The following is a 23,742-nucleotide window of genomic DNA, read 5'->3' as shown; positions in this document are numbered from 1 at the left end:
GCGATTCAAACTCCCGAACTGGGGGCTCGAATCATGCGCTTCCAACTCGCCGACCATGAATGGACCGGCCATCAAGCCGATGCTGCCGAACAAGCCGCGTGGCGTTCCTCGGGTGAACGACAGACGGGTCCTGAATTGCATCTTCTGGGTCCTCCGATCAGGAGCACCCTGGCGTGATCTGCCGACGGCGTTTGGCCCATACACCACTTGCTACGACCGCTTCGTCAGGTGGCGGCGGGCCGGTGTTTGGGGCCGCATCACAGAAGCGCTTGCCACTGCCCATGATGCCGCTGTCCAGATGATCGACACCTAAATTGTCCGAGTGCATCAGCTCTCCTCTCTAGAGAGAGCAACAACTAATGCGACGAATTTGCGTTCCAGATGACTAGGGACGCTCGCCTGTCCCGCGAAGGTGAGTCTAAACAACGGCATCTCCGACAGTGGCTAACTCGCGCCGAATGTGATAATCAAGGTCACATGGTGGCACTCAAGAGTGCCACACAAAGAATGCTCGTCGGACCGAAAAGTTCAATAGAATCAACGCTCGCCAGGATCTTTAACTCAGTTCAATCCTGTCTGGCAGCACCATTCTCTGGCTCACATCACGCACAGATCAGCATTCTCGCGGCACTTGGCGCCCGAGTTTTGCTCTCCTCTTTCGCCCTCTTCCGTGAAGAGGGCGCAGGGAAGGCCGGGTGCCGGCTGGCACCCATGATCCGCCGCGCCAGGAACTTGCACACGCAAATGCGCAGGCGGGAAACAGGTGGGCCGGAAAAACACCCGGCCTTCCCTGCGCGATGGTCTGACGGCTTATGCGCGCTCTCCCCGGAGCCGAGTTCCTTCTGGCCTCCGTCGCCTCGCGAATTGGCGATGCCTCGAAACCCGGTAGAGCCCCGATCCATCTCCGCAAGGCTTGACCGTAGCAACGACGGTCAGGACCACGCGTTTTCGCCGTACGCAGCCATCCAGCTCCGCCCAAGGGCTTCGCCGGACACAGGCGCCGTCCGTTCCGCACGCAGTCAAGGCCCTCACGAGGTTCATCTCGCCCTGGTCCCGCATTCGCGTGCCCGGCACTGCCGCGTCCACCGCACCCCGGCCCACGTTCGCGACGACGTACGATCGCCCCTCTTCTCGGGCCGGGATGGCGGAGAGAATGCCGCAATTCCGAATTTCGGTAAAGTGGAATATTTTTACTGCAGAGGATTGACGGGTTTGTGCGAGCGGCGGGTGTGTTGCCCGACGCATCAATTAGCGCGAGCGTGTCGGCTTGTGGCGACATCGCATTTGTCACTCGCCGCAGGTTCCATCAGGTCATGCTGCTGACGCATTCTCTGTCTTAGTCGGTGACAACCTAAAACACTGCGTGCGGACCGCTCTGGTTCGCACATCGGTTCCGTAGCCAGGGGTTGGCTCGAATCCGCAAAGCATTGGTGCAAGTTCATGAACGCTTCCGCGTTCGCTTGACCATGCTTGCGGTAGCGGAACCGGACGTTCGAAAAAATCACAGGAGTTATAATGCTGTTCCGCTCGAGCGCCGCAATTTGCGGCGCCCTGGTTGCGCTTGCCGTTTCTGTTCCCGTTGATCGAAGTGAAGCGTGTGAAGTTCACTCAAGCGCCGTCGTCGATGCCGCCTCCGGGGAGGCGGTCGTCGGCGCCGCATCCATGTACAATCCGTTCAAGCCCGGCAAGGAGGAGGGCGGTCCGAACACAGCCTCCGGCGAGCGCTATGATCCCTCTGTCTGGGCGGCTGCCATCAAGACGAATTTGCGCGGGAAATTTGGTGGAGTCCAATTTGGCGCGAAGCCGAAATATGCCCTGGTCGAGGCCGTCGGCAAGAAGGTCATCGTCAAGATAAATGACGTGGGGCCATTAAGGCCCGGCCGCATCATCGACCTCAACGAGCGGACGATGCGCCATTTCGATCCAAGCCTGGAGCGCGGAGTCATTGTTGGCGTAAGGGTCAGCCCACTTCCCGGGGACGATTGGATCCCGGGACCGGTGGGCTGAACGTCCCGCGCGAAGTGGCGTAGCCCGGATGGCGCGCAAGCGTAATCCGGGGCCACATTCATCGCGCAGGAATTTCGTCTTCGCCCGCCTGGTGTCCGGTGAGGCGATCGTCGGCGCGGCGCAGTCGCCGGCATAGCTCGCGATTGACGTTCTGCAGGACGATCACATAGGCGTGGATATCGGCCTTGTAGCAAGCGTAGAGCTTTCGCGCCGTCAGCTCGTACAGCACCGTCGGACTCTCCGCGACCACCGTGGCGGAGCGATTCTGCATTTCAATCAGCGTCATTTCACCGAAGAAATCGCCAGTCTCCAGAACGGAAATCGGGATGACGCTTCCCGAGTTCGCCTGCTTGCTCACCGCCAGCCGGCCGGATTTGACGATGAACAGCGAGCGTCCCGGCTCGCCTTCCGCCACGACGGTCGCGCCGGCATCAAAGCGGCACTCGACCAGCATCGAAATCAGCAGGTCGAGGCTCGGGTCCGGAAGACCGCCGAAGAACGGTGTCGCGAGCAGGAACGTTTTCAGCTCGGGGGCACTGACAACCATCGCGCTAGGATACGCCCCGTCGCTATCTGCGGCAAGCAGAGCAGACGTCGGCGGTGACGACGCTCAGCGTCGTTCGAACAATATGACCAGCAAAAGTTTCGCAGGATGGGTAGAGCGACCTGTCCGCCGAAGCCCAAAGGGCGAAGGCGGAAGCGAAACCCATCGCGGGCTGGTTGGTGACGAAGCATGATGGGTTTCGCAAGTCGCTCTACCCATCCTAACGCGCGGCCATGTCACTGCGGCGCAGTGCTCTCACCGCGCAACGTCCTTCGCTTTCGCCACACCTGCAAGTCAATCATGGCTTTTACGGTTGCCGCGAGGACGAGCGCGCAGAGCGCCGCCTTCGAGATCGTCTCCATCGTCCCCTCGATCAGCAGGCAATGGGCCACGCTGCCTGCGACGATGACGATCGCCAGCGGCATATGAATGAAGCGCCAGGTTCGCGGTCGCAGGCCCAATCGCCGGCGCAGGGCGGCCAAGAGTGCGACCGCGAAGATGGCCCACATGGCGGTCACGCCGAAGGGAGAGAACGGGGTCGGCGATGAGAAGGTCAGCGCGTCGATCATGTCGGGCGGACTGGTGATCCAGAGGCCAACGACATGGATCACGATCGCTGCGACCAGCGTGCCGCCGATCCAGTGATGCGCACGCCGTCCGCGATAGGCCGGGAATCCCGGCAGATATCCGCCGATCAGCAGGGGCTGAACGAGCACGAGGCCGAGGGCAACAATCCCCGCAAACCCGGCCACGACGTAGAGCGGACCGCGCCATGCGAGCTGCTCGCTTCCCGCTGCCGCGACGATCGGCACGCCAATGGCGAAAGCAAGGGCAACCCAGATCAGGATCACCCGGGCCAGTCTCCACCCCTTCATTCGCAACCCGGTCAGGCCGGCTGCAGGACGAAGTGCGCTTCCAGGCTCGTCTCCTTCGCGCTCCGCATCACCGGCCGCAGAAAGACGGTCTTGAACTCACCGCTGTCATAGGCGAGGTGACCATGCGGCTGGCCGAAGATGGGAATGATCTGCGGCATCTCGAGCCGGAACTTGCCGTCCTTGTCGGTGAGCGTGGCGCCATGACTCTGCGGTTCGTGCTCCTGCCCTTCGGTCGTGTGCGCCCAGATCTGGATGCGCTGCCCGACGAGCGGCGCCCCGTCGCCTGCGCGGCGTACGCTGCCGCTCATCCAGAAGCCGCCCTTGCCGATCCGGTCCACGGTCGGCGCGCCCTTGCGATAGTTGTTCGCGCCACCCGACATCGACTCGGTCGGCGCGAGGCCTTCCGCGCGGGCCGGCAACAGGAGCCCGGACATCCCGGCCGCCAGGACCGAGCCGCCGGCGGCGAGGAGATAGCGTCGGTTGAGTACGACCATGGTCATGTCAGTTCCTCCTCGACCCGTGCAGTGGCTCCGCCGAGGGTACAACAACAGGCGCAAAACGCCCAGTTGAGACGAAGGGCGCCATAGGTCGCAATAACAGGGTTGTGAACGGAGGCACAGGCCAGTCAAACAGCCGCTAACGAACGCCATTCTCGCGGCATGAAACGCCCGAGTTCGGTTTTGGTCCTTCCCCCTCTTCCGTGAAGAGGGCGCAGGGAAGACTTGGTGCCGGCTGGCACCCATGTGGCCCGCTGTGCTGCTTCGGCCATAGCGCCGGGTCACTGTTCAGCCTGCTGCGGGCGTAATAGCCTGATCGATCCAACACATCATGCGGGGCAAACTTGCTCAATGCGGGCTGGGAGAGACCATCAATGAAGCGCTGGTTGCCCGGACTCGACACTCTCCGTCAATATGAGGCAGCATGGCTTCCGCACGATATCTTCGCCGGCATCGTCCTGGCGACAATGCTGGTCCCGGTCGGCATTGCCTATGCAGCTGCATCGGGCCTGCCGGGCATCTACGGTTTGTACGCAACGATCGTGCCGCTGCTGGCCTACGCGCTGTTCGGCCCAAGCCGCATTCTCGTCCTTGGCCCGGACTCGGCGCTGGCGGCAATACTCCTTGGAGTCATCGCTCCCTTGGCCCAGGGCGATCCCCTGCGGGCCGTGACACTCGCGGGCATGATGGCGATTGTCTCAGGGACGGTCTGTATCCTGGCTGGTGTCGCGCGCCTTGGCTTTATCACCGAGCTTCTCTCGAAGCCGATACGCTACGGGTATATGAACGGAATTGCCCTGACCGTATTGATCAGCCAGCTGCCTAAGCTCTTCGGCTTTTCCATCGAGAGCGAGGGGCCACTGCGAAGCCTGTGGGCGATTGTCAGCGCGATCCTTGGGGGGCAGATAAACTGGGTCGCGTTCGCGATTGGCCTCGCCACGTTGATCGTGATCCTGCTTCTCAGGAACAACAAGCGGGTACCGGGGCTTCTGATCGCGGTCGTTGGGGCTACGCTCGTCGTCGGGGTACTTGATCTCGGGACGCAATACGGCGTCAAGGTGCTGGGCCCCCTTCCCCAGGGCCTGCCGGGTTTCGTTGTCCCATGGATCACCTCCAGCGACCTCGTCCCGGTGCTGATCGGCGGTTGTGCAGTAGCGATGGTTTCGTTTGCCGATACGAGCGTACTTTCACGTGCCTACGCTGCACGATTGGGGTCTCGGGTCGATCCCAACCAAGAGATGGTCGGGCTCGGTGCCGCCAATCTGGCGACGGGATTTTTCCAGGGCTTCCCGATCAGCAGCAGTAGTTCACGGACACCCGTTGCGGAAGCCGCCGGTGCCCGCACTCAACTCACCAGCGTCGTAGGCGCGCTTGCCATCGCGTTGCTCCTCCTGGTCGCGCCGAGCCTGCTCCAACATCTACCCACCGCCGCATTGGCCGCCGTCGTCATCGCATCGGCGATTGGCTTGATTGAAGTTGCCGATCTCAAACGAATCTATCGCATTCAACGGTGGGAATTCTGGCTGGCGATCGTCTGCTTTGTCGGTGTAGCAGTGCTCGGAGTCATTCCAGGAATTGGTCTTGCGATCGCAATCGCTATCATCGAGTTCCTGTGGGACGGTTGGCGCCCACACTCCGCCGTATTGGGGCGCGCCTACGGCGTCAAAGGCTATCACGACATCACACGATATCCGGATGCGCGCCGGGTCCCCGGGCTGGTCCTGTTTCGCTGGGATGCACCTCTGTTTTTTGCCAACGCCGAATTCTTCAGGGAACGCGTCCTGGAAGCCGTAGCGACATCGCCAACACCCGTGCGTTGGCTAGTTGTTGCCGCGGAGCCGGTCACGAGCGTAGACGTCACCGCCTGCGACGTGGTTGCCGAACTGGACCGATCGTTGCACGCGCAAGGCATAGAGTTTTGTTTTGCCGAACTCAAAGATCCCGTGAAGGACAAGCTGAAAAGATTTGGCCTCTTCGCGCAGCTTGGAGAGCATTACTTCTTCCCGACAATCGGCGTAGCCGTCGCCCGTTATCTCGAAACCAACAACGTGGAATGGGAGGACTGGGAGGACAACGACGTGCGGGGCTTGGAGAGAGTAGCGGGCCGAGATACCGCGTCTGGTCCTTAGCCGAGATTCAGACTCAAACCCGACGACTGCGTCCTGACGCGGTGTCATTTTTGTCCCGGATGCGCAGCGATTGCAGTCGTATGCTCGCCGCTCCTTTTTCGACGACAGCCACCGTCATCGTGTCGGGCTCGAAGGTCACCTCGACGTCGGCGCCGGCATCGACGGCAGTGCCGATCATCACCAGATCGACGAATTCCCTCCCATCGTTATCGCCGAAGATGGCGCGCTTGATACCCGACCAGGTTTGGACCGGCACCCTGAGCGGGTCGCATTCGTTTGCGTAGGCCAGAGTCACGCTGCCCCGAGGCCGGGCGCCGTTATGCACGAGATAGATGCCTTGGCCACCGACAAGCCAGAAACCGGGTGAATCTCGACCGTTCATGGCTCGCACCGAAACCGGCCATTGCCGGACGGCCTCGTTCCAGAGCGCCTTCAGCCTTGCATGAGGAAAGGTCAGCTTCACTGAAGTTGGTTCCGCCGAGCTGCGTGGTTATCCGTGATCGCGTCGGCAATCTGGTCGCGTGGCACAACGCACACGATCTTGGCATCATTCGGCAGGGCGAACGTCAGCCAATAGGTTTCGGCGTCGTACGGGGCGATCACCACGACGGCTTCGACGTAGGCAGCCTTGCTGTTGTCGGCGACGGAAAACCCAGCGTCCGTCAGCGCGGTGCGTTCCTGTTCGTCAAACTTCACGGCGTCATCTCGTGTCTGGAGGACGCCCCCGGCGACTCGCGGTTTACTCGCACCGCTTATGGAAACCTCGTTAAACCGCATTAAGGTTGTGAAGGATTGGCAATGTCCGGCGACGACGGGAGCCCGACGACTCGAGCGTCACGGCTGCGCGAACGAGACCCAAGCCGTTGAATGATCTTTCTTGTCAGCGCCGCATCCCTCAATATTCAGCAGGCATCCACTGGTGGCGCCGCAGCGCCCTACCGCGACTGCGTCCAGATGTCGCGCTCCTCGTCCACGGTCAGGACGATCGGCATCGGCTTCGGCTGGATCGGTTGTTACCGCGATTTAACTGGCTGATCTCTCCAGATCGGGCGAGGGCTGCACGCGAGCACACCGTCCGCGAGAACGACCAACAATGCCGGAAATTGAAATCACCGACGAGTGCCGCGCTCTGATTGCGGCCGAGTTCCCGTCCGACGATACCGGACAACGCCTGGCAAGCGGCAAATGGCAGATACAGATCGATGAGGTGACGTGGCAAATGCTGCACAAGGCACGGCGGCCCGGCGAGTCGGTATCGGACTGCATCATTCGCGTTATCATCATCATCCAGCACAAGCGCGGCTTGCTGTAGCTGCCGCCAACGGGAAAGGTGCCGGCCACATCTCGACCGCTGGGGGCTGAGCCAAAACTAGTAACGGAGGACGATTTCGCTCTTGAGAAGCAGAAAGGTAGATCCTGGCCCGCTACATCGTCTCTGACGTTAGCGCAGCAGATTTGGATTGCATTTGCGCGCTACGGGCGCGCTAACATTTCCATAATGAGCCACTACATGTGAGGCCGCAGCGCACATCGCACTCCCACCCGGTACCCACCCATGATCCCCTTCTCCGTGCTCGACCTCGCTCCCATCCGAAGAGGTGGCGATGCGGCGCAGGCGTTCCGCAATTCGCTCGACCTCGCCCAGCATGCCGAGCGCTGGGATTTTAAGCGGTTCTGGCTGGCCGAGCATCACAACATGACGGGCATCGCGAGCGCGGCGACGTCGGTGGTGATCGGGCATGTTGCGGGCGGGACCAGGACGATCCGGGTCGGGTCCGGCGGGATCATGCTGCCGAACCATTCGCCGCTGGTCATCGCCGAGCAGTTCGGCACGCTGGAGTCGCTCTATCCCGGGCGCATCGATCTCGGGCTCGGCCGCGCGCCGGGCACCGACCAGTTCACGGCGCGGGCATTGCGGCGCGACCTCGCCACGACTTCCGAAAATTTTCCGCACGACGTGCTGGAGTTGCAGGCGCTGCTCGGTGATGTCCAGCCGAACCAGGCTATCCGCGCCGTGCCCGGCTTTGGGACGAAGGTACCGCTCTGGATCCTGGGATCGAGCACTTTTGGCGCGCAGCTTGCGGCGATGCTCGGGCTGCCTTTCGCGTTCGCCTCGCATTTCGCGCCCCAAATGATGATGCCGGCGCTGCGCGAATATCGGGCGCGCTTCGAGCCGTCGGCGCAGCTCGACAAGCCTTACGCGATGGTCGGCGTCAACGTGTTCGCCGCCGAGAGCGACGCGGAGGCGCAGCGGATGTTCTCCTCGCTCCAGCAGCAATTCATCAATCTGCGCCGCGGCACGCCCGGCCCGCTTCCGCCGCCGGTCGACGACATGGACGCGCTGTGGTCGCCGGCCGAGAAGGCCATGGTTGGCCAGTCGCTGTCCTGCTCCGCCATCGGCGCGCCTGAAACGGTCGAGCAGAAGCTGAAGGCGCTGATCGCCGAGACCGGCGCGGACGAGCTGATGACGACGGGCCAGATCTACGACCACGCCGCGCGGCTGCGCTCGTTCGAGATCGCGGCCGAAGCGCGCGATCGGCTGGCGAAGCAGCCGGCAGCGTGAGCATCGCGCACCGTGAGTGTCACGGTGACGGATGAATTATGGAGCGGCGCAGGTGAAGCTCTCGGCCTGCTCGATGCTGCCCTGGCCAAGATAGCGGGCCTGGCGAGGATAGGGGCACAGCGGCCGGCTGCGCCCCGGCCAGGGTGTCGTCGCACCCGCGCGAGCTTCGATGCGCTCCGGCGCGCGGCCCTGCTCGACCCAGGTCACCAACGGGGTCAGCACGTCAAAGCTGTCGGTGGAAGGCCCTCCCGAACAATGATTCATGCCGGGCACAAGGAAGAGGCGGGCGAATTCGCCCGTCGCCTTCTCTCCGCCTGCCGCGTCCGTGAGCCGCTTGTACCAATCCAGCGTATCCAGCGCCGAGAAGGTTGGGTCGCTGACGCCGTGATAGAGCAGCAGCTTGCCGCGCCGCTGACGGAAACCGGAGAGATCGACTGCATTCGCGGAGATCGTCTGCACCGAGGATTCCGGCATCGCCGCGCTCGTGGCAAATATTCTCGTGTGGGCGGCCGTCACATCCACGGAGCGGTAGAAGTCGTAAACCGCCTCCGCTTCATTCGGTAACGGCGCCTGCGGAGGGGTCATATAGAGATATGCCAGCGTCGCTCCAAAGGACACGTTGAACGCGTTGACGCGGCTGTCGGGTGCCGTGCCGAGAATCCAGCGCCGCCATCCCTCCGTGGCAATTCCGGAGTCATAGGGATATGACGCATAGATCCGGCGCCCCTGTGCCGTGGTCGGCCCCTGGAAATGGTTTTCGAGTGCTGCGACTTGAGCAGCGGAGAGGCAGCTGGCGGTCTTCTCGGACGTACACTGCAGCGTGCGCGGCGAGAATCGACAGGCAGGCACATTGTCGATGATCCCGTCGGCAAGTCCATCGGCTGCGTCGCAGGACTGAACGATCGCCCTGGAGAGCAATTCCATATCGGCCTGAGACAAGGCCTGCGCCAGGATGGGGCGGCCGTCCGGGGCCTTCGGTGAGATCGCCGCAAAGCCTTGCGTCGACGCGGCCCCCGCAAGACCCTTCTCGGGCATTCGAAAAGCCGGTGCACCCGCTGCCACCCCATCGAAGTGCTCCGGGAAGCGCTGCGTGATCGCCATCCCGTGCCGCCCGCCATTGGAGCAGCCCAGGAAATAAGAGTAGCTGGGCAAGCGGCCATAATAGGTCTGGATGAAGTGCCTGGCTTGCCGGGTCACGACGTCGTCGGCGCGATAGCCGAAATCGATCCGCGCTTGCGGATCGAGGCCGAAGCTGGCGCCGCCGAGGGGACCCGGCGCGTTGCTGTGTCCGGCATCTGTCGTGACCGTCGCGTAGCCCTGATTGAGCGCGCTGGGCCGTCCGCCACCGGGCTGCACATCCCCGCTGCCGAGGACGCCATCGGTGCCTCCCTGCCCCTGGAACACGAAGCGGCCGTTCCACGCTTCCGGCAATCTGAGATGCAGGCCGATGGCAAACTTCTGGCCGTCAACGCCGGTTCGCTCGTCCAGGTAGGCAAGCACTTCGCAATGAGCGGCCAGCCCGCCGGCCGCCGGACGCAGCTGGGCCTCGCTCACGCGTATCGTCGGACCGGACTCCGATTGAAGCCGATCGCATGCTGTCACGGGCGAGACGGCGTCGCTGCCGGCGGCCGCAGTTGCGATAGAGACGGCGCACCCCACGAAAGCAAGCGCCGCACTCGGCCAAGATTGGCAGCGCAGCCTTCGCCGTGCCGAGACCATCAACATGCCCCCCGATCGTGAACGACCCGACTAGTCCGGAAAGCCGAACAGCTTTGCCGGATTGTGCACCAGGATCTTCTCCAGCTCGGCCTGGTCGGGCGCGTAGCGATACATCAGCTCGAGCAGGTCGGCGTCGTTGGGCGGCTGCTTGACGGAGACGGGATGCGGCCAGTCGCTGGCCCAGACGCAGCGGTCGATTGCGGCCTCGATATAGGCGCGCGCGATCGGGACCACGTCGTCGTAAGGCGGGCCAACCTTCGAGGTCTTCTCGCCGAGCGACAGCATCACCCAGAAATTGCCCTTGGCGAGCAGCTCGAGCATCTTGCGCAGGTTCGGATCGGCCTTGCCGGCTTCCGGATCGGGCCGCGCCATATGGTCGATCAGCACGGGGACGTCGAGATTCTCGTACTTGGCGACGCTGGAGACGATGCCGTCCTTCTCGGGCTGGATCTTCACGTACCAGCCGAGCTCGCGGATGCGCGCGATGGCGCGGGCGAAATCGGCGTCCGACAGCACCGCGCCGAGCTCCTGGCGGAAACTGAAGCGCGCGCCGCGCACGCCCGCGTCATGCAGCTTGGCGAGATAAGCGTCGTTCGCCTCCGCGAACACCAGCGCATTGGCGCAGCCGCGATAATTCGGGCCCATCGCGGCGAGGCCGTCGAGCACGACCGAATGATCCGCGCCGTACGTGGTGGTCTGCACGATGATGCCGCGCTCGATGCCGAGCGTCTTGTGCACGCGCAGCGCCGCTTCCCACGTCGCGGTCGGCATCCGGTAGGCCGCACCGGGACGCTCCGGATATTTATCGATGGGCCCCAGCACGTGAAACTGGCTGTCGACGGTCTTCGGCGGCGGCGCCTTGATGGGACGGCGCGGGTTCGGGTCGAACGGCAGATAGGTCGGCATGCGCGAGTCTCCTTCAGTCGATCACGGCAGTGAAGTCGCACTGAACCAGCGCGCCGCCGTCCATGTTGTCCATCGGCAGCGCGTGGCGCGCCGGGCGCGAATGCTCGTCCGGAAACATCTTCAGCCACTCGACATTGACCGGGCCGCGCTGCGTACGGTCCTTCAGCCACACCGTCATCTTGATGATGTCGTCCGTGGTGCCGCCGGCGGCCTCCACCGTCGCCTTCATGTGCGCGAACATGTTGGCGCATTGCGCGTCCAGGCCCTCGGGCATCACGCCGGCCGCATCGCGGCCGAGGATGACACCGGACATCACGAGATTGCCGATGCGGCAGGCGTTGGGAATCGGGTTGGCGTGCTTGAAGCCGCCGATGTGGATGCTCTTGCGGCGCGTTTGACCCGTCATGGTGCGCTCCCTCTTATGTGTTGATTCAGACGAACTGGCACGACACCGAGCCGAACACGCCATAGTCGGCGTGGAAGGTGTCGCCACGGCGGATGTCGACGGGCCGCGTGAACGATCCCGCCAGCACCACTTCGCCGGCCGCGAGATGTTCGTCATGCGGCGCGAGGCGATTGGCGAGCCAGGCGATGCCGTTGGCGGGATGGTTGAGCACGCCGGCGGCAAGCCCGGTCTCCTCGACCTCGCCGTTGCGGAACAGCAGCGCGCCGATCCAGCGCAGGTCCGCATCCATGGGACGGAACGGGCGGCCGCCCAGCACCAGCGCGGCGTTCGCCGCGTTGTCCGAGATCGTGTCCATGACTTTTCGCGTCTTGCCGGTATCGGGATCGACGCGATGCATGCGCGTCTCCAGGATTTCGAGCGCAGGCGTGACGTAGTCAGTGGCGTTGAGCACGTCGAAGATGGTGCAGTCAGGCCCACGGAGCGGCGCCTTCAGCACGAAGGCGAGCTCGACCTCGATGCGCGGCGCGTGGAAGCGGTCGAACGGGATCGGCGTGGCGTCGGCATAGAACATGTCGGCGAACAGCACGCCGTAGTCGGGCTCGGAGATGCCGACCGCGTTCTGCATCGCCTTCGAGGTCAGCCCGATCTTGTGCCCCTTGATGATGCGGCCGCGGTCGAGCTGAAGTTTCGTCCAGGCGCGCTGGATAGCGTAGGCGTCCTCGATGGCGAAGTCGGGATATTCCTTCGAGAACATCGGGATCAGCGTCTTGCTGCGCTCGGCCTCATCCAGGCGCGCCGCGAGGCGTTCGATCGTGGCGGTATCAAGCATGGGTTACTGCTCCGCGGCGACGGTGTTGCGCAGCACGCCGATGCGGCTGGACTCGACCTCAACGACGTCGCCCACCCTGAGCCAACGCGGCGGATCGAAACGCGCGCCCGCGCCCGTCGGCGTGCCTGTGACGATCATGTCGCCGGGCTTCAGGGTGGCAAAGGTGGAGAGATAGGAGATCAGGAAATCGAACGGGAACATCAGCCGCTCGGTCGTGTCCTGCTGCCGCACCTCGCCGTTGACGCGCGTGATGATGTCATGAGGCCCGCGCGGATCGAGCTCGTCGGCCGTGACGATCCACGGCCCGATGCTGCCGGAGCGGTCGAAGTTCTTGCCCTGGGTGACGTTGAACTTGCCGTGGCGCAGCCAGTCGCGGATCGTGCCCTCGTTGCACAGGGTCATGCCGAAGATGTGCGCGAAGGCCTGCTCTCGCGGGATGTGACGGCCGCCCTGCCCGATCACGATGACGAGCTCGCCTTCATAATCGAGCTGGTCGGACACATGCGGCTTCTCGATCGGCTGGCCGGAGCCGGTCATGGACGACATGCTGCGCACGAACAGGCTGGGATATTTGGGCAGGTCCGAGCTGTCTTTATACTCGGCGTTGCGTTCGGCGTAGTTGACGCCGATGCACCAGAGCTTTTCCGGCGCCAGCACCGGCGGAAGCAGGACGAGGCCTTCCAGCGCGTGGTCGGGCTTTTGTCCGGCCACCGCTTCCTGCACGTCCGCGAGCGCATTGGCCGCGATCAACGCTTTCACGTCGGAGAAGTCGCGGCCGATCCGCCTGGTCAGATCGACGACACCGCCTTCAACGGCGGCGCCGTAGCGCGGCTCTCCGTTCAAGAGATAGCTTACGAGTCGCATTGTCGTGTTCTCCGATGGTCTTCAGGCACAAGGGCCCGTGCGATGGGCCGCGCGCTCAGTCTTTGGATTTGGGAGTCTGGAAGACGGTGTTCAGCGTCACGATCTCGCCGAGACGGGCGTAGCGCGGGCCGCCGATGCGCGCGATCGGGTCGAGCGCCGCGGTCTCGACCTTGCCGTCATTCACGAGGCCGTCGCGGATGTGGAACATCACGACCTCGCCGACGATGAGCCGGCTGCGTGCCTCGCCGAATTCGAGGCACTGCCGGAAGCGGCACTCCATCGCCACGGGTGCCGCCGCCAGCCGCGGCACCTTGATCCGCTCGCACGGCAGCGTCTCCAGCCCGAGATGCTCGACCTCGCTGATTTCAGGCGGATGCTCGACCGAGCTGTCGTGCACCGCGGACATCAGCGGGGTATCGGCGATGTGGATCACATATTCCTCGGTATCGAGGATGTTGTGCGCGGTGTCCTTGTAATCGGCGCCCTTGCGGCCGACGCTGATGGCGAGCATCGGCGGCTTCTGCGAGACGAAGGTGAAGGCGCTGAAGGGGGCGAGGTTGAGCACGCCGGAGCGCGACAGGCTCGTGACCCACGCGATCGGGCGCGGCACCACGATGCCGGTCATCAGCCGGTAGATGCGCTCCGCGCCGAGCTCGGTGGGGTCGATCCGCATCGCTCAATCAGCCTTGATGTTGGCCTTGCGCACGACTGGAATCCACTTGGCGTCCTCGCGCACGAGATAGGCTTTGAACTCGTCCGGCGTCATCGGGGTGGATTCGCCGCCAAGCTTTTCGAACTTGTCGACCACACCGGGATCTTTCAGGATCGCAACCAGCGTCTCGTGAAGTTTGTCGACGATCGGCGCCGGCGTGCCGGCAGGCGCGAACAGGCCCGTAAAAGTCTGGCCGTCGAAGTCCTTGTAGCCGAGCTCGGCGAAGGTCGGGACATCAGGCAACGACTTCAGGCGATGTGGGCTGGTGACGGCGAGCGCACGGAACAGGCCGGCCTTGATGTGCTGAAGGCTGACCGTGAGCTGGTCGAACGCGAACTGCACCTGGCCGCCCAGGAGATCGTTGATCGCCGGCGCATTGCCGCGGTAATGCGCGGTGACCCATTGCAGGTCGAGGCTCGACTGCATCAGCTCGCTGAGCAGATGGTTGGTGGTGCCGGGGCCGGGCGAGGCCATCGTCAGCTTGCCGGGCTCGCGCTTGGCGAGCTCGATGAATTCCTTGAAATTCGTGGCCTGCACGGACGGGTGCACTTCGAGCACCAGCGGCGTCATCGAGATCGTCGAGATCGGAAGAAAATCCTTCTTCCAGTTATAGGCCTCGCGCTTGTTGATCTCGGTCGCGAACAGCACCGGACCGTTGGCGCCGACGAACAGCGTGTAGCCGTCGGGCGCCGATTTCGCGAAGGCTTCGCCAGCGATCATGCCGCCGGCGCCGGCCTTGTTCTCGATGATGAAGGGCTGGCCGAGCTTTTCCTGGAGCTTGTCGGCGACGATGCGCGCGGCGCTGTCGACGTTGCCGCCGGCGGGATAGGGAACGATCAGCTTGACGCTGCGCGCCGGCCATTGCTGGCCCGATGCGGGTCCCGCCAGCATCGCAGCTGCGGCAGCTATGGCAATCCAGATTAATCTCATGTTAACCTCCCGGCGGCGCTTCCAATTCCATATCGAATGCCGTGACGTCGCGCATGGCGCTCGATCGCGGCGCAATCTCCAGATGAGCGCTTTACCTGTCGAGTGAATTGTGGCGTTCTTGTCCATATTATGGACAGGACGAACTCCGCAAGATCCGCCCGCGGAACGCCTGAGCCGCGACAGGGCGCGCAGGCGATCCGGCGCGCGCTCGCGGTGCTGCGTATTCTTGCCGCAGGGCGCGAAGACGGCGTGCCACTGGCCGAGGTCGTGCGCGCGACCGGCCTCACCCGCCCGACCGTGCATCGCATCGTCCACGTGCTGATCGAGGAAGGCATCGTCGAACGTTACGAGCGAACCGGCCGCTACGCGATCGGCAACCAGGTGCCTGAGCTCGCACTTGCACGCCCGCGGCCGTCGCGGCTGCTGGTCGCCGCAAATCCGTCGCTGCGGCGCGCCTCCACCGAGATCGGCGACACGCTGTTCCTGACGGTGCGGACCGGCAACGACACGCTGTGCGTCGATCGCAGGATCGGAATCTATCCGATCCAGGTGCTGTCGATCGAGGTCGGCGCGCGCCGGCCGCTCGGCGTCTCTAGCGCAGGTGTCGCCATCCTCGCCGCGATGCCGGCGCCTGATGCGCGAAAAATCGTCGCGGCCAACGAGAAGCGATTCGAGGCCTACCGGACCGACGTCGCGACGGTGCTCGGCCAGGTCACGGCCGCGAGACGGCTGGGATACGGCATGAGGGAGATCGGCCTCGTGCAGGGCACGAAATCGATCTCCACCTGGATCAAGACCCCGGACGGACGGCCTGCCGCGGCGATCACCGTCTCCGCCGTTCGGACGAGGCTCGGCCCGCGACGCGAGCAGGAGGTGGTGGAGATTTTGCTGCGGGAGGCGCGGATCATCGAGCAGGCGATCGGGGGCTAGCTTGGCTGAGGCGACTCTTCGCCTCTCCCCGCAAGCGGGGCGAGGGGGCGCACCTTCGCCGCTGTCAATGGGCTGACGTGCCGCGCCATTTTATGGCACAACGGCCACCTCCGCCGACCGACCAACGAGGCCACGCATGCCCGCGCCAAAACCGCCTGCCTTCGAGACCCTGAGCCTGCATGCGGGCCAGCATCCGGATCCCGCGACCGGCGCCCGCGCGGTGCCGATCTACCAGACCACGTCCTACGTGTTCCAGGATTCCGATCACGCCGCCGCGCTGTTCAATCTGGAGCGCGCCGGCCACATCTATACGCGCATCTCCAATCCGACCACCGGCGTGCTGGAAGAGCGGCTCGCGGCGCTCGAAGGCGGCGTCGGCGCGATCTGCACCGCGAGCGGCATGGCCGCGCTGCATCTGGCCATCGCGACGCTCTTGAATGCCGGCGACCACATCGTGGCGTCGAGCTCGCTCTACGGCGGCACCATCAATCTGCTGGCGCACACCCTGCCGCGCTTCGGCATCACGACGACGTTTGTGAAGCCGCGCGACCTCGACGCGTTCCGCGCCGCGATCAAGCCTAACACGAAACTCGTGATCGGCGAGACCATCGGCAATCCCGGGCTCGAGGTGCTCGATATCCCGAAGGTCGCCGCTATCGCCCATGAGGCAAAGATTCCGCTGCTGATCGACAACACTTTTGCCACGCCCTATCTCAGCCGCCCCATCGAGCTTGGCGCCGACATCGTCATGCACTCGGCGACCAAATGGATCGGCGGCCACGGCATCGCGATCGGCGGTGCCATCGTCGACGGCGGCCGGTTCGACTGGCGCGGCTCCGGGAAATTCGGCGTGCTGACCGAGCCCTATGGCGGTTATCACGGCATCGTCTTCGACGAACAGTTCGGCACGAGCGCCTTCATCATGCGCGCACGCACCGAGGGCCTGCGCGATTTCGGCGCCTGCCTGTCCCCGACCAACGCGTTCCAACTCTTGCAGGGCGTGGAGACGCTCGGCGTGCGCATGGACCGGCACATCCAGAACACACATCTGGTTCTGGAGGCGCTGAAGTCGAACAAGGCTGTCGATTGGGTCCTGCATCCCTCGCTGGAGGACCACACGGACTATCAGCTCGCAAAAACACTGCTGCCGCGCGGCGCCGGCTCGATCGTCTCCTTCGGCATCAAGGGCGGGCGACCCGCCGGCCGAAAATTCATCGAATCGCTGCGCATGATCAGCCATCTCGCCAATGTCGGCGACGCCAAGACACTGGTGATCCACCCCGCCTCGACCACGCATCAGCAGATGGATGCCGAACAGCTCAAGGCCGCCGGCATCGGCGAGGAGCTGGTGCGCCTGTCGGTCGGCATCGAGACGGCAAGCGACATCATCGACGATCTTGCGCAGGCGCTGCGCATCTCGCAAAAGGTCTGACACCATGAAGCTCACTGTCAACGGCGCCGAGGTGTTTGTCGCAAACGGTGGCCGCGAGTTCGACAAATCCCTGCCCGCCGTCGCCTTCATCCACGGCGCCGGCTTCGATCATTCGACCTGGGCGCTGCACACGCGATGGTTCGCTCATCACGGTTTTGGCGTGCTGGCGCCCGACCTGCCCGGCCACGGCCGCTCGGCCGGACCTTCGCTGGGAGGCATCACCGAGATGGCGGACTGGACGGCGGCATTGCTCGCCGCGGCCGGCGTGGCGAAGGCGCACCTGATCGGCCATTCCATGGGATCGCTGATCTCGCTGGAGACGGCCGCGCGTCATCCCGACAAGGTCTCCGCGCTGAGCCTGATCGGCACCGCCGCGACCATGACGGTCGGCCCGGATCTCCTGAAGGCGGCCGAGGCCAACTCGCAGGACGCCAACGACATGGTGTCGATCTGGGGCCTCGGCTTCAACGCCGAGCTCGGCGGCAGCCTCGCGCCGGGCCTGTGGATGCATGGCGGCGCGCAGGCGGTGCTGAAATCTTGCGAGCCCGGCGTGCTCTTCAGGGATCTGTCGGCCTGCAATGCTTACGCGAATGCACTCACCGCTGCGGCGAGCGTGCAGGTGCCGACCACGCTCATCCTCGGCGAACGCGACATGATGACGCCGGCGAAGGCCGGCAAGGCGCTTGCGGCGGCGATCCCGCATGCGAAGACCGTCGTGGTGCCGGGCGCAGGCCACATGATCATGGCCGAGCGCCCGGATGAGCTGCTGGCGGCGCTGAAAGGCTGAGCCGCCTCAGGACCCCGGCGTCCACTTCCAGACGATGTCGGAGACGTTGACCGGCTTCGGGATCAGGCCGAGCTTTGCAAAGCGGTCGGCGACGGCCTGCTGGGTCCTGATCACCTCCGCGTCGAGCGGCACCACGCTGTAGACGGAGCGGTTGACGAAGCGCCTGACAGCTTCGATGTCGACGCCGGTCGCCTCGGCCTGCGCCTTTGCGACCTCCTCGTGATGCTGCTCCGCCCACTTGCCTTCGGAGGCGAAGGTCGTGTTGAGCTTCGCGACCAGCGACGGATATTTCTCGACGAAGTCGGTGTTGGCGATGTAGTAGGCGTTCGGCTTGTGCACGTCCTTGTCGAAGACGAGAACGCGCGCGTTCTCCTTCAATTCGGCGAGCGCGAGATAGGGATCCCAGATCGACCAGGCGTCGACCGAACCCTTCACGAAGGCTGCCGTCGCATCGGCCGGCGCGAGCGGCGCGGGCGTGATGTCGGACCAGGACAGGCCGGCCTTTTCGAGCGAGGCGACCAGGAGATTGTGCGCGCTCGATCCCTTGCCGAAGGCGACGCGCTTGCCCTTGAGATCGGCCAGCGTCTTGATCGGCGAATCCTTCGGCACGATGATCGCCTGGGTGTCGCCCTCGGACTTCACGGCCGCGACATATTTGATTTTTGCGCCGCCGGCCTGTGCAAAGATCGGCGGGGTGTCGCCGACGAAGCCGAAATCGACGCTGCCGACGTTGATGGCCTCGAGCAGCGGCGGACCGAACTGGAAGTCGATCCATTTGACCTCGATGCCCAGCGGCTTGAAGGCGTTTTCGAGCGTTTGGCGCTGGCGTACCGCCGGGAAGAAGCCGCCCTTCTGGGTGCCGATGCGGATTTCCGCCGGCTTGTCCTCGGCGCGTGCTGGTGCGGCCAGGGCGGTTGCGAGGAGAAGCGCTGCGGTCAGGATATGTCGTCGTGCAATCATGTTGCGGTCCTTTGCGTCAGGTTCAGTTGGCGAAGAGTGAGGAATTGGCGCGGCGGCTCCGCTCCGAAAACACCGCACGGGCTGCGCGTTCGGCCTCGCGCGCCGAGCGGAATTGGCGGCCTTCGAGGCTGTCGAACAGGCGCTCGGAGGAGAAGAAGCGGAAGCCGCGCTCATCTCTTGTGATGATACCGGCGGCGCGGTCGTGGATTTCAATAATGTAGGCGTTGGACTGGATTTGGGACATGACTGCTCGTTCGCCGGAATCTCGGCGTTCCTGTCGTGGGATCTGTGCTGTGGGAGGTTGCTAGGAGGCGATCAGCAACAACAACAGGCGCCGGTTGCCGCCGAGAAACAGCGCCGCGTCATGCACGCGTGCATGTCGCTGGGATTACGCTGGTGATCCGTTCTCATATCGCGGCATCAAGCTCGAGGAGCAGTTTCGATGCTGCGAATATCGAGCGATTGGTGCGTTCGGTCAATGAAATGGCTATCCATATTTGGCACGAGCGCGCTGGCGCGCTTCTCCCGGCGCAAGCACCGACAGACGGATTCATCTCGCGATGAGTTCAACAGGCGCGGGCGGCGGACATGGTACGCTCGCGCAACGTCAGAACAGACAATTTGGGAGATCCGGACATGGCGGATGATCTGAAGGGGCGCACCGCGCTCGTCACCGGCGGCTCGCGCGGAGTTGGCGCAGCCGTCTGTCGCGCCCTGGCCGCATCCGGCGCGGCGGTGGCGATCAATTGCCGGGAGCAGATCGGACAGGCCGAGCAGCTGGCAGGCGAAATCGGCAAGCAAGGCGGTCGCGCCATTGTCGTTGCCGCCGACGTCTCGCAGCGGGATGCCGTGGCTGCAATGGTCGAGCGCGTCACGGCCGGGCTCGGGCCGATCGACATCCTCGTCAACAATGCCGGCATCGCCATCACGCGCGGCGTCGACGATCTCACCGAGGACGATTTCGACCGCACCATCCTGGTCAACCTGAAATCCGCCTTCCTGTGCACGCAGGCGGTGCTGCCGGAGATGCGCGCGCGGAAATGGGGCCGCATCGTCAACATCTCCTCCGGCGCGGCGCGCGGTGCCGGCTCGATCGGCCCGCACTACAATGCATCCAAGGCCGGCATGGAGGGCCTTACGCGCGGTTATGCGGCGCGGTTGGTGAAGGAAGGCATCACCGTGAATGCGGTAGCGCCATCACTGATCGAGACCGACATGATGAGCGGCCAGCCCGGCCTCGTCAGCCGCATTCCGCTCGGCCGCTTCGGCACGGCCGATGAGGTGGCGAAAGCCGTGATGCTGCTGGTCGACAATGCCTACATGACCGGGCAGACCATCGCGCTGAGTGGCGGGATGGCGTTTAATTGAGAACGGAGCCGCGATGTCCTCTTCCCTTCTCCCCTTGTGGGAGAAGGTGGCGCGAAGCGCCGGATGAGGGGTCTCTATCCGCGAACAACGCTTTTCGTGAGGATAGATACCCCTCACCCGTCTCGCCGCTATCGCGGCGAGCCACCCTCTCCCACAGGGGGAGAGGGTAAGAGAGAGCTACCACATCGTCGCAGCAGCCCGTTCCGGCCAGATGCGATCATATTCCGCGCCACCCACTTTATTCTCGCTCGTCTCGGCGAGGATCTGGCCGGGCGTCGGCAGCGTTTTCGGATCGATCCGCTTATCGGGATTCCAGAGGTCGGAGCGGACGATGGCACGGGCGCACTGGAAATAGATTTCGTCCACATTCATCACCATGACGCTGCGCGGCGCCTTGCCCTCGACCTTGAACGAGGCGAGCAGCTCGGGATCGACGGAGAGATGGGCGCGGCCGTTGGCCCGCACCGCGTTGCCGGAACCGGGGATCAGGAACATCAGCGACACCCTGGGATCGCGCACGATGTTGCGCAAGGAATCGACCCGGTTGTTGCCGCGGCGATCCGGGAGCATCAGCGTCTTCGGATCATGGATCCGGACGAAGCCGGGGAGATCGCCGCGCGGCGAGCAGTCGATCCCCTCCGGCCCGATGGTGGCGAGCGCGGCGAACGGGGCCTTCTCGATGAAGATGCGGTAGAGCGGGGTAACGTGGTCGGCGACTTTCAGGGTCGAGGCATCGTTGGTGGCGCCGTAGATGGCCTCCAGCTGTTCGACCGTTTCAATCACCGACATTCCGTTCTCCTTGTTGCGCCGGCTATTCGTGCCAGCCTAAGTTCCTGATCACGCGCACGAGCTGGCGGCTGTGATAGTCCGCGCTGCCCGCGTTGAGGATGGTGACATCGGCATTGGCCGATGCGTCGTCGACGCTGCGCGCGAGGCGATCTGCGATATTGCCGTCGCTGTGCCGGGCCCGGGCGGCAAGCCGCTGCGCCAGCACGTCCGGCGGCGCCGTGATCGCGACCACGACGACGTTGGCGTAGGCCTGGCGCAGCGCGCCGATCACCGTGCGCGAGACATTGGCGACGACGGCCCGGCCGGCAAGAATGTCATCGTTGATTTCGAGCGGAAGAGCGTAGGAATGACCATGCGCTTCCCAGTGCACGGCGAAGTCGCCGTGCTCGCGGGCGCGGCGGAATTCGTCCTGGCTCATCGCCATGTTGTCTTCGGCTTCGGAGGATTCGCGCGTCACGACACGGCGCGGAAAGACGATGTCGTGATCGTCGATGCAGGCAGCCTGTGCGAGCCGCAACAGCGTGTCCTTGCCGGCACCGCTGGGACCGACCACGAGCACGAGCCGCCCGGGTCCGATCCCGCCGGCCTCATCGTGTGCCATGGTCGCGGTCTCGCTCATGCGACGCGGTGTCCTTCGCGCCAGACGCTGCGGACCACGGGAACGTCGCCTGCGACATGCACGCGGATCAGGTCGGCCCGCTTGCCGATCGCGACCTCGCCACGATCCGACAGGCCAACCGCCTCGGCAGGCGCCTTCGTCACGGTGCGAACCGCCGCCGGAAGGCTGATCGCGGGCACATGCTCTGGCAATTGCAGCGCGGCCATCAGGAGGCTGGACGGGATGTAGTCCGACGACAGGATGTCGAGCAGGCCCTCGCGGGCGAGATCGACCGCGGCGATGTTGCCGGAGTGGGAGCCGCCGCGCACGACGTTCGGCGCACCCATCAGGATGTCGATGCCGGCCTGATGCAGGCCGCGCGCGGCCTCGAGCGTGGTCGGAAATTCCGCCACCGACACGCGATCGCGCACGGCGTCCGCGACGTTCTCCTCGGTGGTGTCGTCGTGACTCGCGAGCGGAATATTGTACTCGTGCGCCAGCGAGACGATCTCGCGCATGTTGGCCGCTGCATAAAGCCGCTGATACTCGAAGCGCTTCGCGAACAGCTCGTCGAGCTCGGCATCGGTCTTGCCGCCGCCCTTGCCGCGGTAATAGTCGCGCAGCTTGACCTCGTCGCGGAACTGGCGCTGGCCGGGCGTGTGGTCCATCAGCGACATCAGCTTGACGTCGGGACGGTCGATCAGCTCCTTGGCCTCCTCCACCACGCTCGGCATCGGAATTTCGCAGCGCAGATGCAGGAAGTGGTCGGCGCGCAGCAGGTTGGCATCGCGCGCGGTCGTGATCGCGGCGGCAAGCACGCCGGCGCGGCCATCGACTTCCTCGGCGCCGTCCTCGCGCCAGACCCGGAGCGAGTCGAACACCGTCGTAATGCCTGAGGTCGCGAGCTGGCCGTCATAGGAGATGACGGCGGCGACCGGATTCCAGAACACTTTTGGGCGCGGCACGTAATGCGCTTCGAGATGGTCGGTGTGGAGCTCGATCAGGCCCGGCATGATGAGGTCACCGCCGGCATCCTCCGCACCCGCGGGGGCCCTGCCCTCGCCGATCTCGGCGATGCGTCCGTCGGCGAGAGCGAGCCAGCCCTGCTCGATCACCCGGTCAGCCAGCACGATCCTGGCGTTGGCGATCACAGATTCTTTCGGCTTGGCGTTCATTTCCATTTCCTTCAGGCGGCGGCGGCAAAGCTGGTGACGTCAACAATACGGTCGGCAATCAGATGGCGGATTTCGTCGTCATGGACAATGGCGACCATGGCGACGCCCTGGCGCTTCTTCTCGGCGACCAGATCGACCACGACGGCGCGGTTGGCCGCATCGAGCGAAGCGGTCGGCTCGTCCAGCAGCAGGATCGGCAGGTCCGAGATGAAGCCGCGCGCGATGTTGACTCGCTGCTGCTCGCCGCCGGAGAAGGTCGCGGGCGGAAGCTGCCAGAGTCTTTCAGGAATGTTGAGACGATGCAGCAACTCGCCGGCGCGCTGCTGCGCCTCCGCGCGCGCCAGGCCGTTCACGATCAGGGGCTCGGCGACGACGTCGATGGTCGCAACGCGCGGCACCGCCCGCAAGAACTGGCTGACATAGCCGATGGTGGAGCGGCGGATATTGAGGACCTGCCGCGGCTCGGCGGTGGCGAGATCGACCACAGCGCCGCGATGGCGAATGCCGATACGGCCGGAGTCGCAGCGGTAGTTGCCAAAAATCATCTTCAGGATCGACGACTTGCCGGCACCGGACGGGCCTGCGAGCACGACGCATTCGCCCGGGTTGACGTGGAAGGTCACGCCGCTGACGACAGGCAGCTCGATGCCGCCTTGCAGGTGCATCGTAAAGGTCTTTTTCGCGGCGGCGATGTCGATCATGGCGGTCATCGGAGGGCTCAT

The 23,742-nt window shown here is 64.4% G+C and carries 27 protein-coding genes and 1 pseudogene; 10 read left to right on the top strand and 18 right to left on the bottom strand.

Annotated elements, in window-relative coordinates:
• Positions 1 to 33: 33 nt before the first annotated feature.
• Both OWC48_RS09275 and OWC48_RS09270 read left to right on the top strand, forming a co-directional pair.
• Positions 34 to 310: pseudogene (locus OWC48_RS09275) on the top strand (transposase); the annotation flags it as partial.
• 1,205 nt (positions 311 to 1,515) lie between these two features.
• Entirely contained in the window at positions 1,516 to 2,007 is a 492-nt protein-coding gene (locus tag OWC48_RS09270; protein ID WP_282519714.1) for a septal ring lytic transglycosylase RlpA family protein, read from the top strand.
• A gap of 58 nt (positions 2,008 to 2,065) precedes the next feature.
• On the opposite strand, the gene OWC48_RS09265 is transcribed toward OWC48_RS09270, so the two are convergent.
• The 3 genes from OWC48_RS09265 to OWC48_RS09255 all read right to left on the bottom strand — a co-directional run bounded on the left by OWC48_RS09265 (position 2,066) and on the right by OWC48_RS09255 (position 3,926).
• The gene (locus OWC48_RS09265; RefSeq protein WP_282519713.1) at positions 2,066 to 2,554 is read right to left on the bottom strand and encodes a cyclic nucleotide-binding domain-containing protein; all 489 of its coding nucleotides are present in this window, start codon (positions 2,552 to 2,554) and stop codon (positions 2,066 to 2,068) included.
• A 233-nt stretch (positions 2,555 to 2,787) separates the two neighbouring features.
• Positions 2,788 to 3,426, bottom strand: a complete 639-nt coding sequence (locus OWC48_RS09260) for a ferric reductase-like transmembrane domain-containing protein (RefSeq protein ID WP_282519712.1) — start codon at positions 3,424 to 3,426, stop codon at positions 2,788 to 2,790.
• Positions 3,427 to 3,437: 11 nt separating this feature from the next.
• Positions 3,438 to 3,926, bottom strand: a complete 489-nt coding sequence (locus OWC48_RS09255) for a Twin-arginine translocation pathway signal (protein ID WP_282519711.1) — start codon at positions 3,924 to 3,926, stop codon at positions 3,438 to 3,440.
• 371 nt (positions 3,927 to 4,297) lie between these two features.
• Here OWC48_RS09255 and OWC48_RS09250 point away from each other — a divergent pair, with 371 nt between their 5' ends.
• The gene (locus tag OWC48_RS09250) at positions 4,298 to 6,052 is read left to right on the top strand and encodes a SulP family inorganic anion transporter (RefSeq protein WP_282519710.1); all 1,755 of its coding nucleotides are present in this window, start codon (positions 4,298 to 4,300) and stop codon (positions 6,050 to 6,052) included.
• A 13-nt stretch (positions 6,053 to 6,065) separates the two neighbouring features.
• Here the strand turns inward: OWC48_RS09250 and OWC48_RS09245 are convergent, their stop codons facing one another.
• Positions 6,066 to 6,515 carry a DUF3085 domain-containing protein gene (locus OWC48_RS09245; RefSeq protein WP_282519709.1) on the bottom strand — a complete coding sequence of 150 codons (450 nt, stop codon included), beginning with the start codon at positions 6,513 to 6,515 and terminating at the stop codon, positions 6,066 to 6,068.
• Positions 6,512 to 6,748, bottom strand: coding sequence for a hypothetical protein (locus OWC48_RS09240; RefSeq protein ID WP_282519708.1), 237 nt, complete (start codon positions 6,746 to 6,748; stop codon positions 6,512 to 6,514). The genes OWC48_RS09245 and OWC48_RS09240 overlap by 4 nt, the downstream gene beginning before the upstream one ends.
• A 171-nt stretch (positions 6,749 to 6,919) precedes the next feature.
• On the opposite strand from OWC48_RS09240, the gene OWC48_RS09235 reads away from it, so the two are divergent.
• The 3 genes from OWC48_RS09235 to OWC48_RS09225 all read left to right on the top strand — a co-directional run bounded on the left by OWC48_RS09235 (position 6,920) and on the right by OWC48_RS09225 (position 8,615).
• Complete coding sequence (locus tag OWC48_RS09235; RefSeq protein WP_282519707.1) at positions 6,920 to 7,087, top strand: hypothetical protein; 168 nt, start codon at positions 6,920 to 6,922, stop codon at positions 7,085 to 7,087.
• A gap of 58 nt (positions 7,088 to 7,145) precedes the next feature.
• Complete coding sequence (locus tag OWC48_RS09230; protein WP_028151408.1) at positions 7,146 to 7,364, top strand: hypothetical protein; 219 nt, start codon at positions 7,146 to 7,148, stop codon at positions 7,362 to 7,364.
• 243 nt (positions 7,365 to 7,607) lie between these two features.
• Complete coding sequence (locus tag OWC48_RS09225; RefSeq protein WP_282519706.1) at positions 7,608 to 8,615, top strand: LLM class flavin-dependent oxidoreductase; 1,008 nt, start codon at positions 7,608 to 7,610, stop codon at positions 8,613 to 8,615.
• 36 nt (positions 8,616 to 8,651) lie between these two features.
• Here the strand turns inward: OWC48_RS09225 and OWC48_RS09220 are convergent, their stop codons facing one another.
• From OWC48_RS09220 to OWC48_RS09190, 7 genes are all read right to left on the bottom strand, one after another.
• Positions 8,652 to 10,169: a tannase/feruloyl esterase family alpha/beta hydrolase gene (locus OWC48_RS09220; protein ID WP_282519705.1), complete on the bottom strand. Its 1,518-nt coding sequence runs from the start codon at positions 10,167 to 10,169 to the stop codon at positions 8,652 to 8,654.
• 195 nt (positions 10,170 to 10,364) lie between these two features.
• Complete coding sequence (locus tag OWC48_RS09215; RefSeq protein WP_282519704.1) at positions 10,365 to 11,240, bottom strand: amidohydrolase; 876 nt, start codon at positions 11,238 to 11,240, stop codon at positions 10,365 to 10,367.
• Between the two features lie 13 nt (positions 11,241 to 11,253).
• Entirely contained in the window at positions 11,254 to 11,646 is a 393-nt protein-coding gene (locus OWC48_RS09210) for a RidA family protein (protein ID WP_282519703.1), read from the bottom strand.
• A 25-nt stretch (positions 11,647 to 11,671) separates the two neighbouring features.
• Positions 11,672 to 12,475, bottom strand: coding sequence for a 2-oxo-hept-4-ene-1,7-dioate hydratase (gene hpaH / locus OWC48_RS09205; RefSeq protein WP_282519702.1), 804 nt, complete (start codon positions 12,473 to 12,475; stop codon positions 11,672 to 11,674).
• Positions 12,476 to 12,478: 3 nt separating this feature from the next.
• Complete coding sequence (locus tag OWC48_RS09200; protein ID WP_282519701.1) at positions 12,479 to 13,339, bottom strand: fumarylacetoacetate hydrolase family protein; 861 nt, start codon at positions 13,337 to 13,339, stop codon at positions 12,479 to 12,481.
• Positions 13,340 to 13,394: 55 nt separating this feature from the next.
• Positions 13,395 to 14,012, bottom strand: a complete 618-nt coding sequence (locus OWC48_RS09195) for a flavin reductase family protein (RefSeq protein ID WP_014491471.1) — start codon at positions 14,010 to 14,012, stop codon at positions 13,395 to 13,397.
• Between the two features lie 3 nt (positions 14,013 to 14,015).
• The gene (locus OWC48_RS09190; protein ID WP_282519700.1) at positions 14,016 to 14,981 is read right to left on the bottom strand and encodes a tripartite tricarboxylate transporter substrate binding protein; all 966 of its coding nucleotides are present in this window, start codon (positions 14,979 to 14,981) and stop codon (positions 14,016 to 14,018) included.
• 129 nt (positions 14,982 to 15,110) lie between these two features.
• On the opposite strand from OWC48_RS09190, the gene OWC48_RS09185 reads away from it, so the two are divergent.
• The 3 genes from OWC48_RS09185 to OWC48_RS09175 all read left to right on the top strand — a co-directional run bounded on the left by OWC48_RS09185 (position 15,111) and on the right by OWC48_RS09175 (position 18,130).
• Entirely contained in the window at positions 15,111 to 15,911 is an 801-nt protein-coding gene (locus OWC48_RS09185; protein WP_282519699.1) for an IclR family transcriptional regulator, read from the top strand.
• Between the two features lie 136 nt (positions 15,912 to 16,047).
• Positions 16,048 to 17,343 (top strand): O-acetylhomoserine aminocarboxypropyltransferase, encoded by a 1,296-nt coding sequence (locus tag OWC48_RS09180; protein ID WP_282519698.1) that lies wholly within the window; start codon positions 16,048 to 16,050, stop codon positions 17,341 to 17,343.
• A 4-nt stretch (positions 17,344 to 17,347) separates the two neighbouring features.
• Positions 17,348 to 18,130 carry an alpha/beta fold hydrolase gene (locus tag OWC48_RS09175; RefSeq protein ID WP_282519697.1) on the top strand — a complete coding sequence of 261 codons (783 nt, stop codon included), beginning with the start codon at positions 17,348 to 17,350 and terminating at the stop codon, positions 18,128 to 18,130.
• Positions 18,131 to 18,136: 6 nt separating this feature from the next.
• On the opposite strand, the gene OWC48_RS09170 is transcribed toward OWC48_RS09175, so the two are convergent.
• Together OWC48_RS09170 and OWC48_RS09165 are read right to left on the bottom strand one after the other, a co-directional pair.
• Entirely contained in the window at positions 18,137 to 19,090 is a 954-nt protein-coding gene (locus OWC48_RS09170) for a sulfonate ABC transporter substrate-binding protein (protein WP_038957690.1), read from the bottom strand.
• Between the two features lie 22 nt (positions 19,091 to 19,112).
• A complete protein-coding gene (locus OWC48_RS09165; protein ID WP_282519696.1) occupies positions 19,113 to 19,334 on the bottom strand; it encodes a hypothetical protein in 222 nt (73 codons plus the stop codon).
• A gap of 392 nt (positions 19,335 to 19,726) precedes the next feature.
• Here OWC48_RS09165 and OWC48_RS09160 point away from each other — a divergent pair, with 392 nt between their 5' ends.
• A complete protein-coding gene (locus tag OWC48_RS09160; protein ID WP_282519695.1) occupies positions 19,727 to 20,458 on the top strand; it encodes an SDR family NAD(P)-dependent oxidoreductase in 732 nt (243 codons plus the stop codon).
• A 177-nt stretch (positions 20,459 to 20,635) separates the two neighbouring features.
• On the opposite strand, the gene OWC48_RS09155 is transcribed toward OWC48_RS09160, so the two are convergent.
• From OWC48_RS09155 to phnL, 4 genes are read right to left on the bottom strand one after another with little or no spacing between them, the layout of a single operon-like run.
• Entirely contained in the window at positions 20,636 to 21,247 is a 612-nt protein-coding gene (locus OWC48_RS09155; RefSeq protein WP_282519694.1) for a pyridoxamine 5'-phosphate oxidase family protein, read from the bottom strand.
• A 22-nt stretch (positions 21,248 to 21,269) separates the two neighbouring features.
• The gene (gene phnN, locus OWC48_RS09150) at positions 21,270 to 21,866 is read right to left on the bottom strand and encodes a phosphonate metabolism protein/1,5-bisphosphokinase (PRPP-forming) PhnN (RefSeq protein ID WP_282519693.1); all 597 of its coding nucleotides are present in this window, start codon (positions 21,864 to 21,866) and stop codon (positions 21,270 to 21,272) included.
• Entirely contained in the window at positions 21,863 to 23,020 is a 1,158-nt protein-coding gene (locus OWC48_RS09145) for an alpha-D-ribose 1-methylphosphonate 5-triphosphate diphosphatase (protein ID WP_282519692.1), read from the bottom strand. Before OWC48_RS09145 ends, phnN begins: the two co-directional genes overlap by 4 nt.
• Positions 23,021 to 23,031: 11 nt before the next feature.
• Complete coding sequence (gene phnL, locus OWC48_RS09140) at positions 23,032 to 23,730, bottom strand: phosphonate C-P lyase system protein PhnL (RefSeq protein ID WP_282520074.1); 699 nt, start codon at positions 23,728 to 23,730, stop codon at positions 23,032 to 23,034.
• Positions 23,731 to 23,742: the final 12 nt, after the last annotated feature.

The organism is Bradyrhizobium sp. Arg816 (assembly GCF_029989365.1).
GTDB lineage: Bacteria > Pseudomonadota > Alphaproteobacteria > Rhizobiales > Xanthobacteraceae > Bradyrhizobium.
The sequence above is the reverse complement of the archived record's forward strand: the minus strand, read 5'-3'. Positions and strand labels throughout refer to the sequence as shown.

Coding starts and splice junctions, on each gene's coding strand:
- OWC48_RS09260 (WP_282519712.1), bottom strand. CDS start 3,426: ATGAAGGGGTGGAGACTGGCCCGGGTGATCCTGATCTGGGTTGCCCTT.
- OWC48_RS09195 (WP_014491471.1), bottom strand. CDS start 14,012: ATGCGGATCGACCCCACCGAGCTCGGCGCGGAGCGCATCTACCGGCTG.
- OWC48_RS09200 (WP_282519701.1), bottom strand. CDS start 13,339: ATGCGACTCGTAAGCTATCTCTTGAACGGAGAGCCGCGCTACGGCGCC.
- phnN (WP_282519693.1), bottom strand. CDS start 21,866: ATGAGCGAGACCGCGACCATGGCACACGATGAGGCCGGCGGGATCGGA.
- OWC48_RS09175 (WP_282519697.1), top strand. CDS start 17,348: ATGAAGCTCACTGTCAACGGCGCCGAGGTGTTTGTCGCAAACGGTGGC.
- OWC48_RS09155 (WP_282519694.1), bottom strand. CDS start 21,247: ATGTCGGTGATTGAAACGGTCGAACAGCTGGAGGCCATCTACGGCGCC.
- OWC48_RS09160 (WP_282519695.1), top strand. CDS start 19,727: ATGGCGGATGATCTGAAGGGGCGCACCGCGCTCGTCACCGGCGGCTCG.
- OWC48_RS09180 (WP_282519698.1), top strand. CDS start 16,048: ATGCCCGCGCCAAAACCGCCTGCCTTCGAGACCCTGAGCCTGCATGCG.
- OWC48_RS09265 (WP_282519713.1), bottom strand. CDS start 2,554: ATGGTTGTCAGTGCCCCCGAGCTGAAAACGTTCCTGCTCGCGACACCG.
- OWC48_RS09270 (WP_282519714.1), top strand. CDS start 1,516: ATGCTGTTCCGCTCGAGCGCCGCAATTTGCGGCGCCCTGGTTGCGCTT.
- OWC48_RS09235 (WP_282519707.1), top strand. CDS start 6,920: ATGATCTTTCTTGTCAGCGCCGCATCCCTCAATATTCAGCAGGCATCC.
- OWC48_RS09170 (WP_038957690.1), bottom strand. CDS start 19,090: ATGATTGCACGACGACATATCCTGACCGCAGCGCTTCTCCTCGCAACC.
- OWC48_RS09210 (WP_282519703.1), bottom strand. CDS start 11,646: ATGACGGGTCAAACGCGCCGCAAGAGCATCCACATCGGCGGCTTCAAG.
- OWC48_RS09165 (WP_282519696.1), bottom strand. CDS start 19,334: ATGTCCCAAATCCAGTCCAACGCCTACATTATTGAAATCCACGACCGC.
- OWC48_RS09190 (WP_282519700.1), bottom strand. CDS start 14,981: ATGAGATTAATCTGGATTGCCATAGCTGCCGCAGCTGCGATGCTGGCG.
- phnL (WP_282520074.1), bottom strand. CDS start 23,730: ATGACCGCCATGATCGACATCGCCGCCGCGAAAAAGACCTTTACGATG.
- OWC48_RS09230 (WP_028151408.1), top strand. CDS start 7,146: ATGCCGGAAATTGAAATCACCGACGAGTGCCGCGCTCTGATTGCGGCC.
- hpaH (WP_282519702.1), bottom strand. CDS start 12,475: ATGCTTGATACCGCCACGATCGAACGCCTCGCGGCGCGCCTGGATGAG.
- OWC48_RS09250 (WP_282519710.1), top strand. CDS start 4,298: ATGAAGCGCTGGTTGCCCGGACTCGACACTCTCCGTCAATATGAGGCA.
- OWC48_RS09215 (WP_282519704.1), bottom strand. CDS start 11,240: ATGCCGACCTATCTGCCGTTCGACCCGAACCCGCGCCGTCCCATCAAG.
- OWC48_RS09185 (WP_282519699.1), top strand. CDS start 15,111: ATGGACAGGACGAACTCCGCAAGATCCGCCCGCGGAACGCCTGAGCCG.
- OWC48_RS09255 (WP_282519711.1), bottom strand. CDS start 3,926: ATGACCATGGTCGTACTCAACCGACGCTATCTCCTCGCCGCCGGCGGC.
- OWC48_RS09145 (WP_282519692.1), bottom strand. CDS start 23,020: ATGAACGCCAAGCCGAAAGAATCTGTGATCGCCAACGCCAGGATCGTG.
- OWC48_RS09225 (WP_282519706.1), top strand. CDS start 7,608: ATGATCCCCTTCTCCGTGCTCGACCTCGCTCCCATCCGAAGAGGTGGC.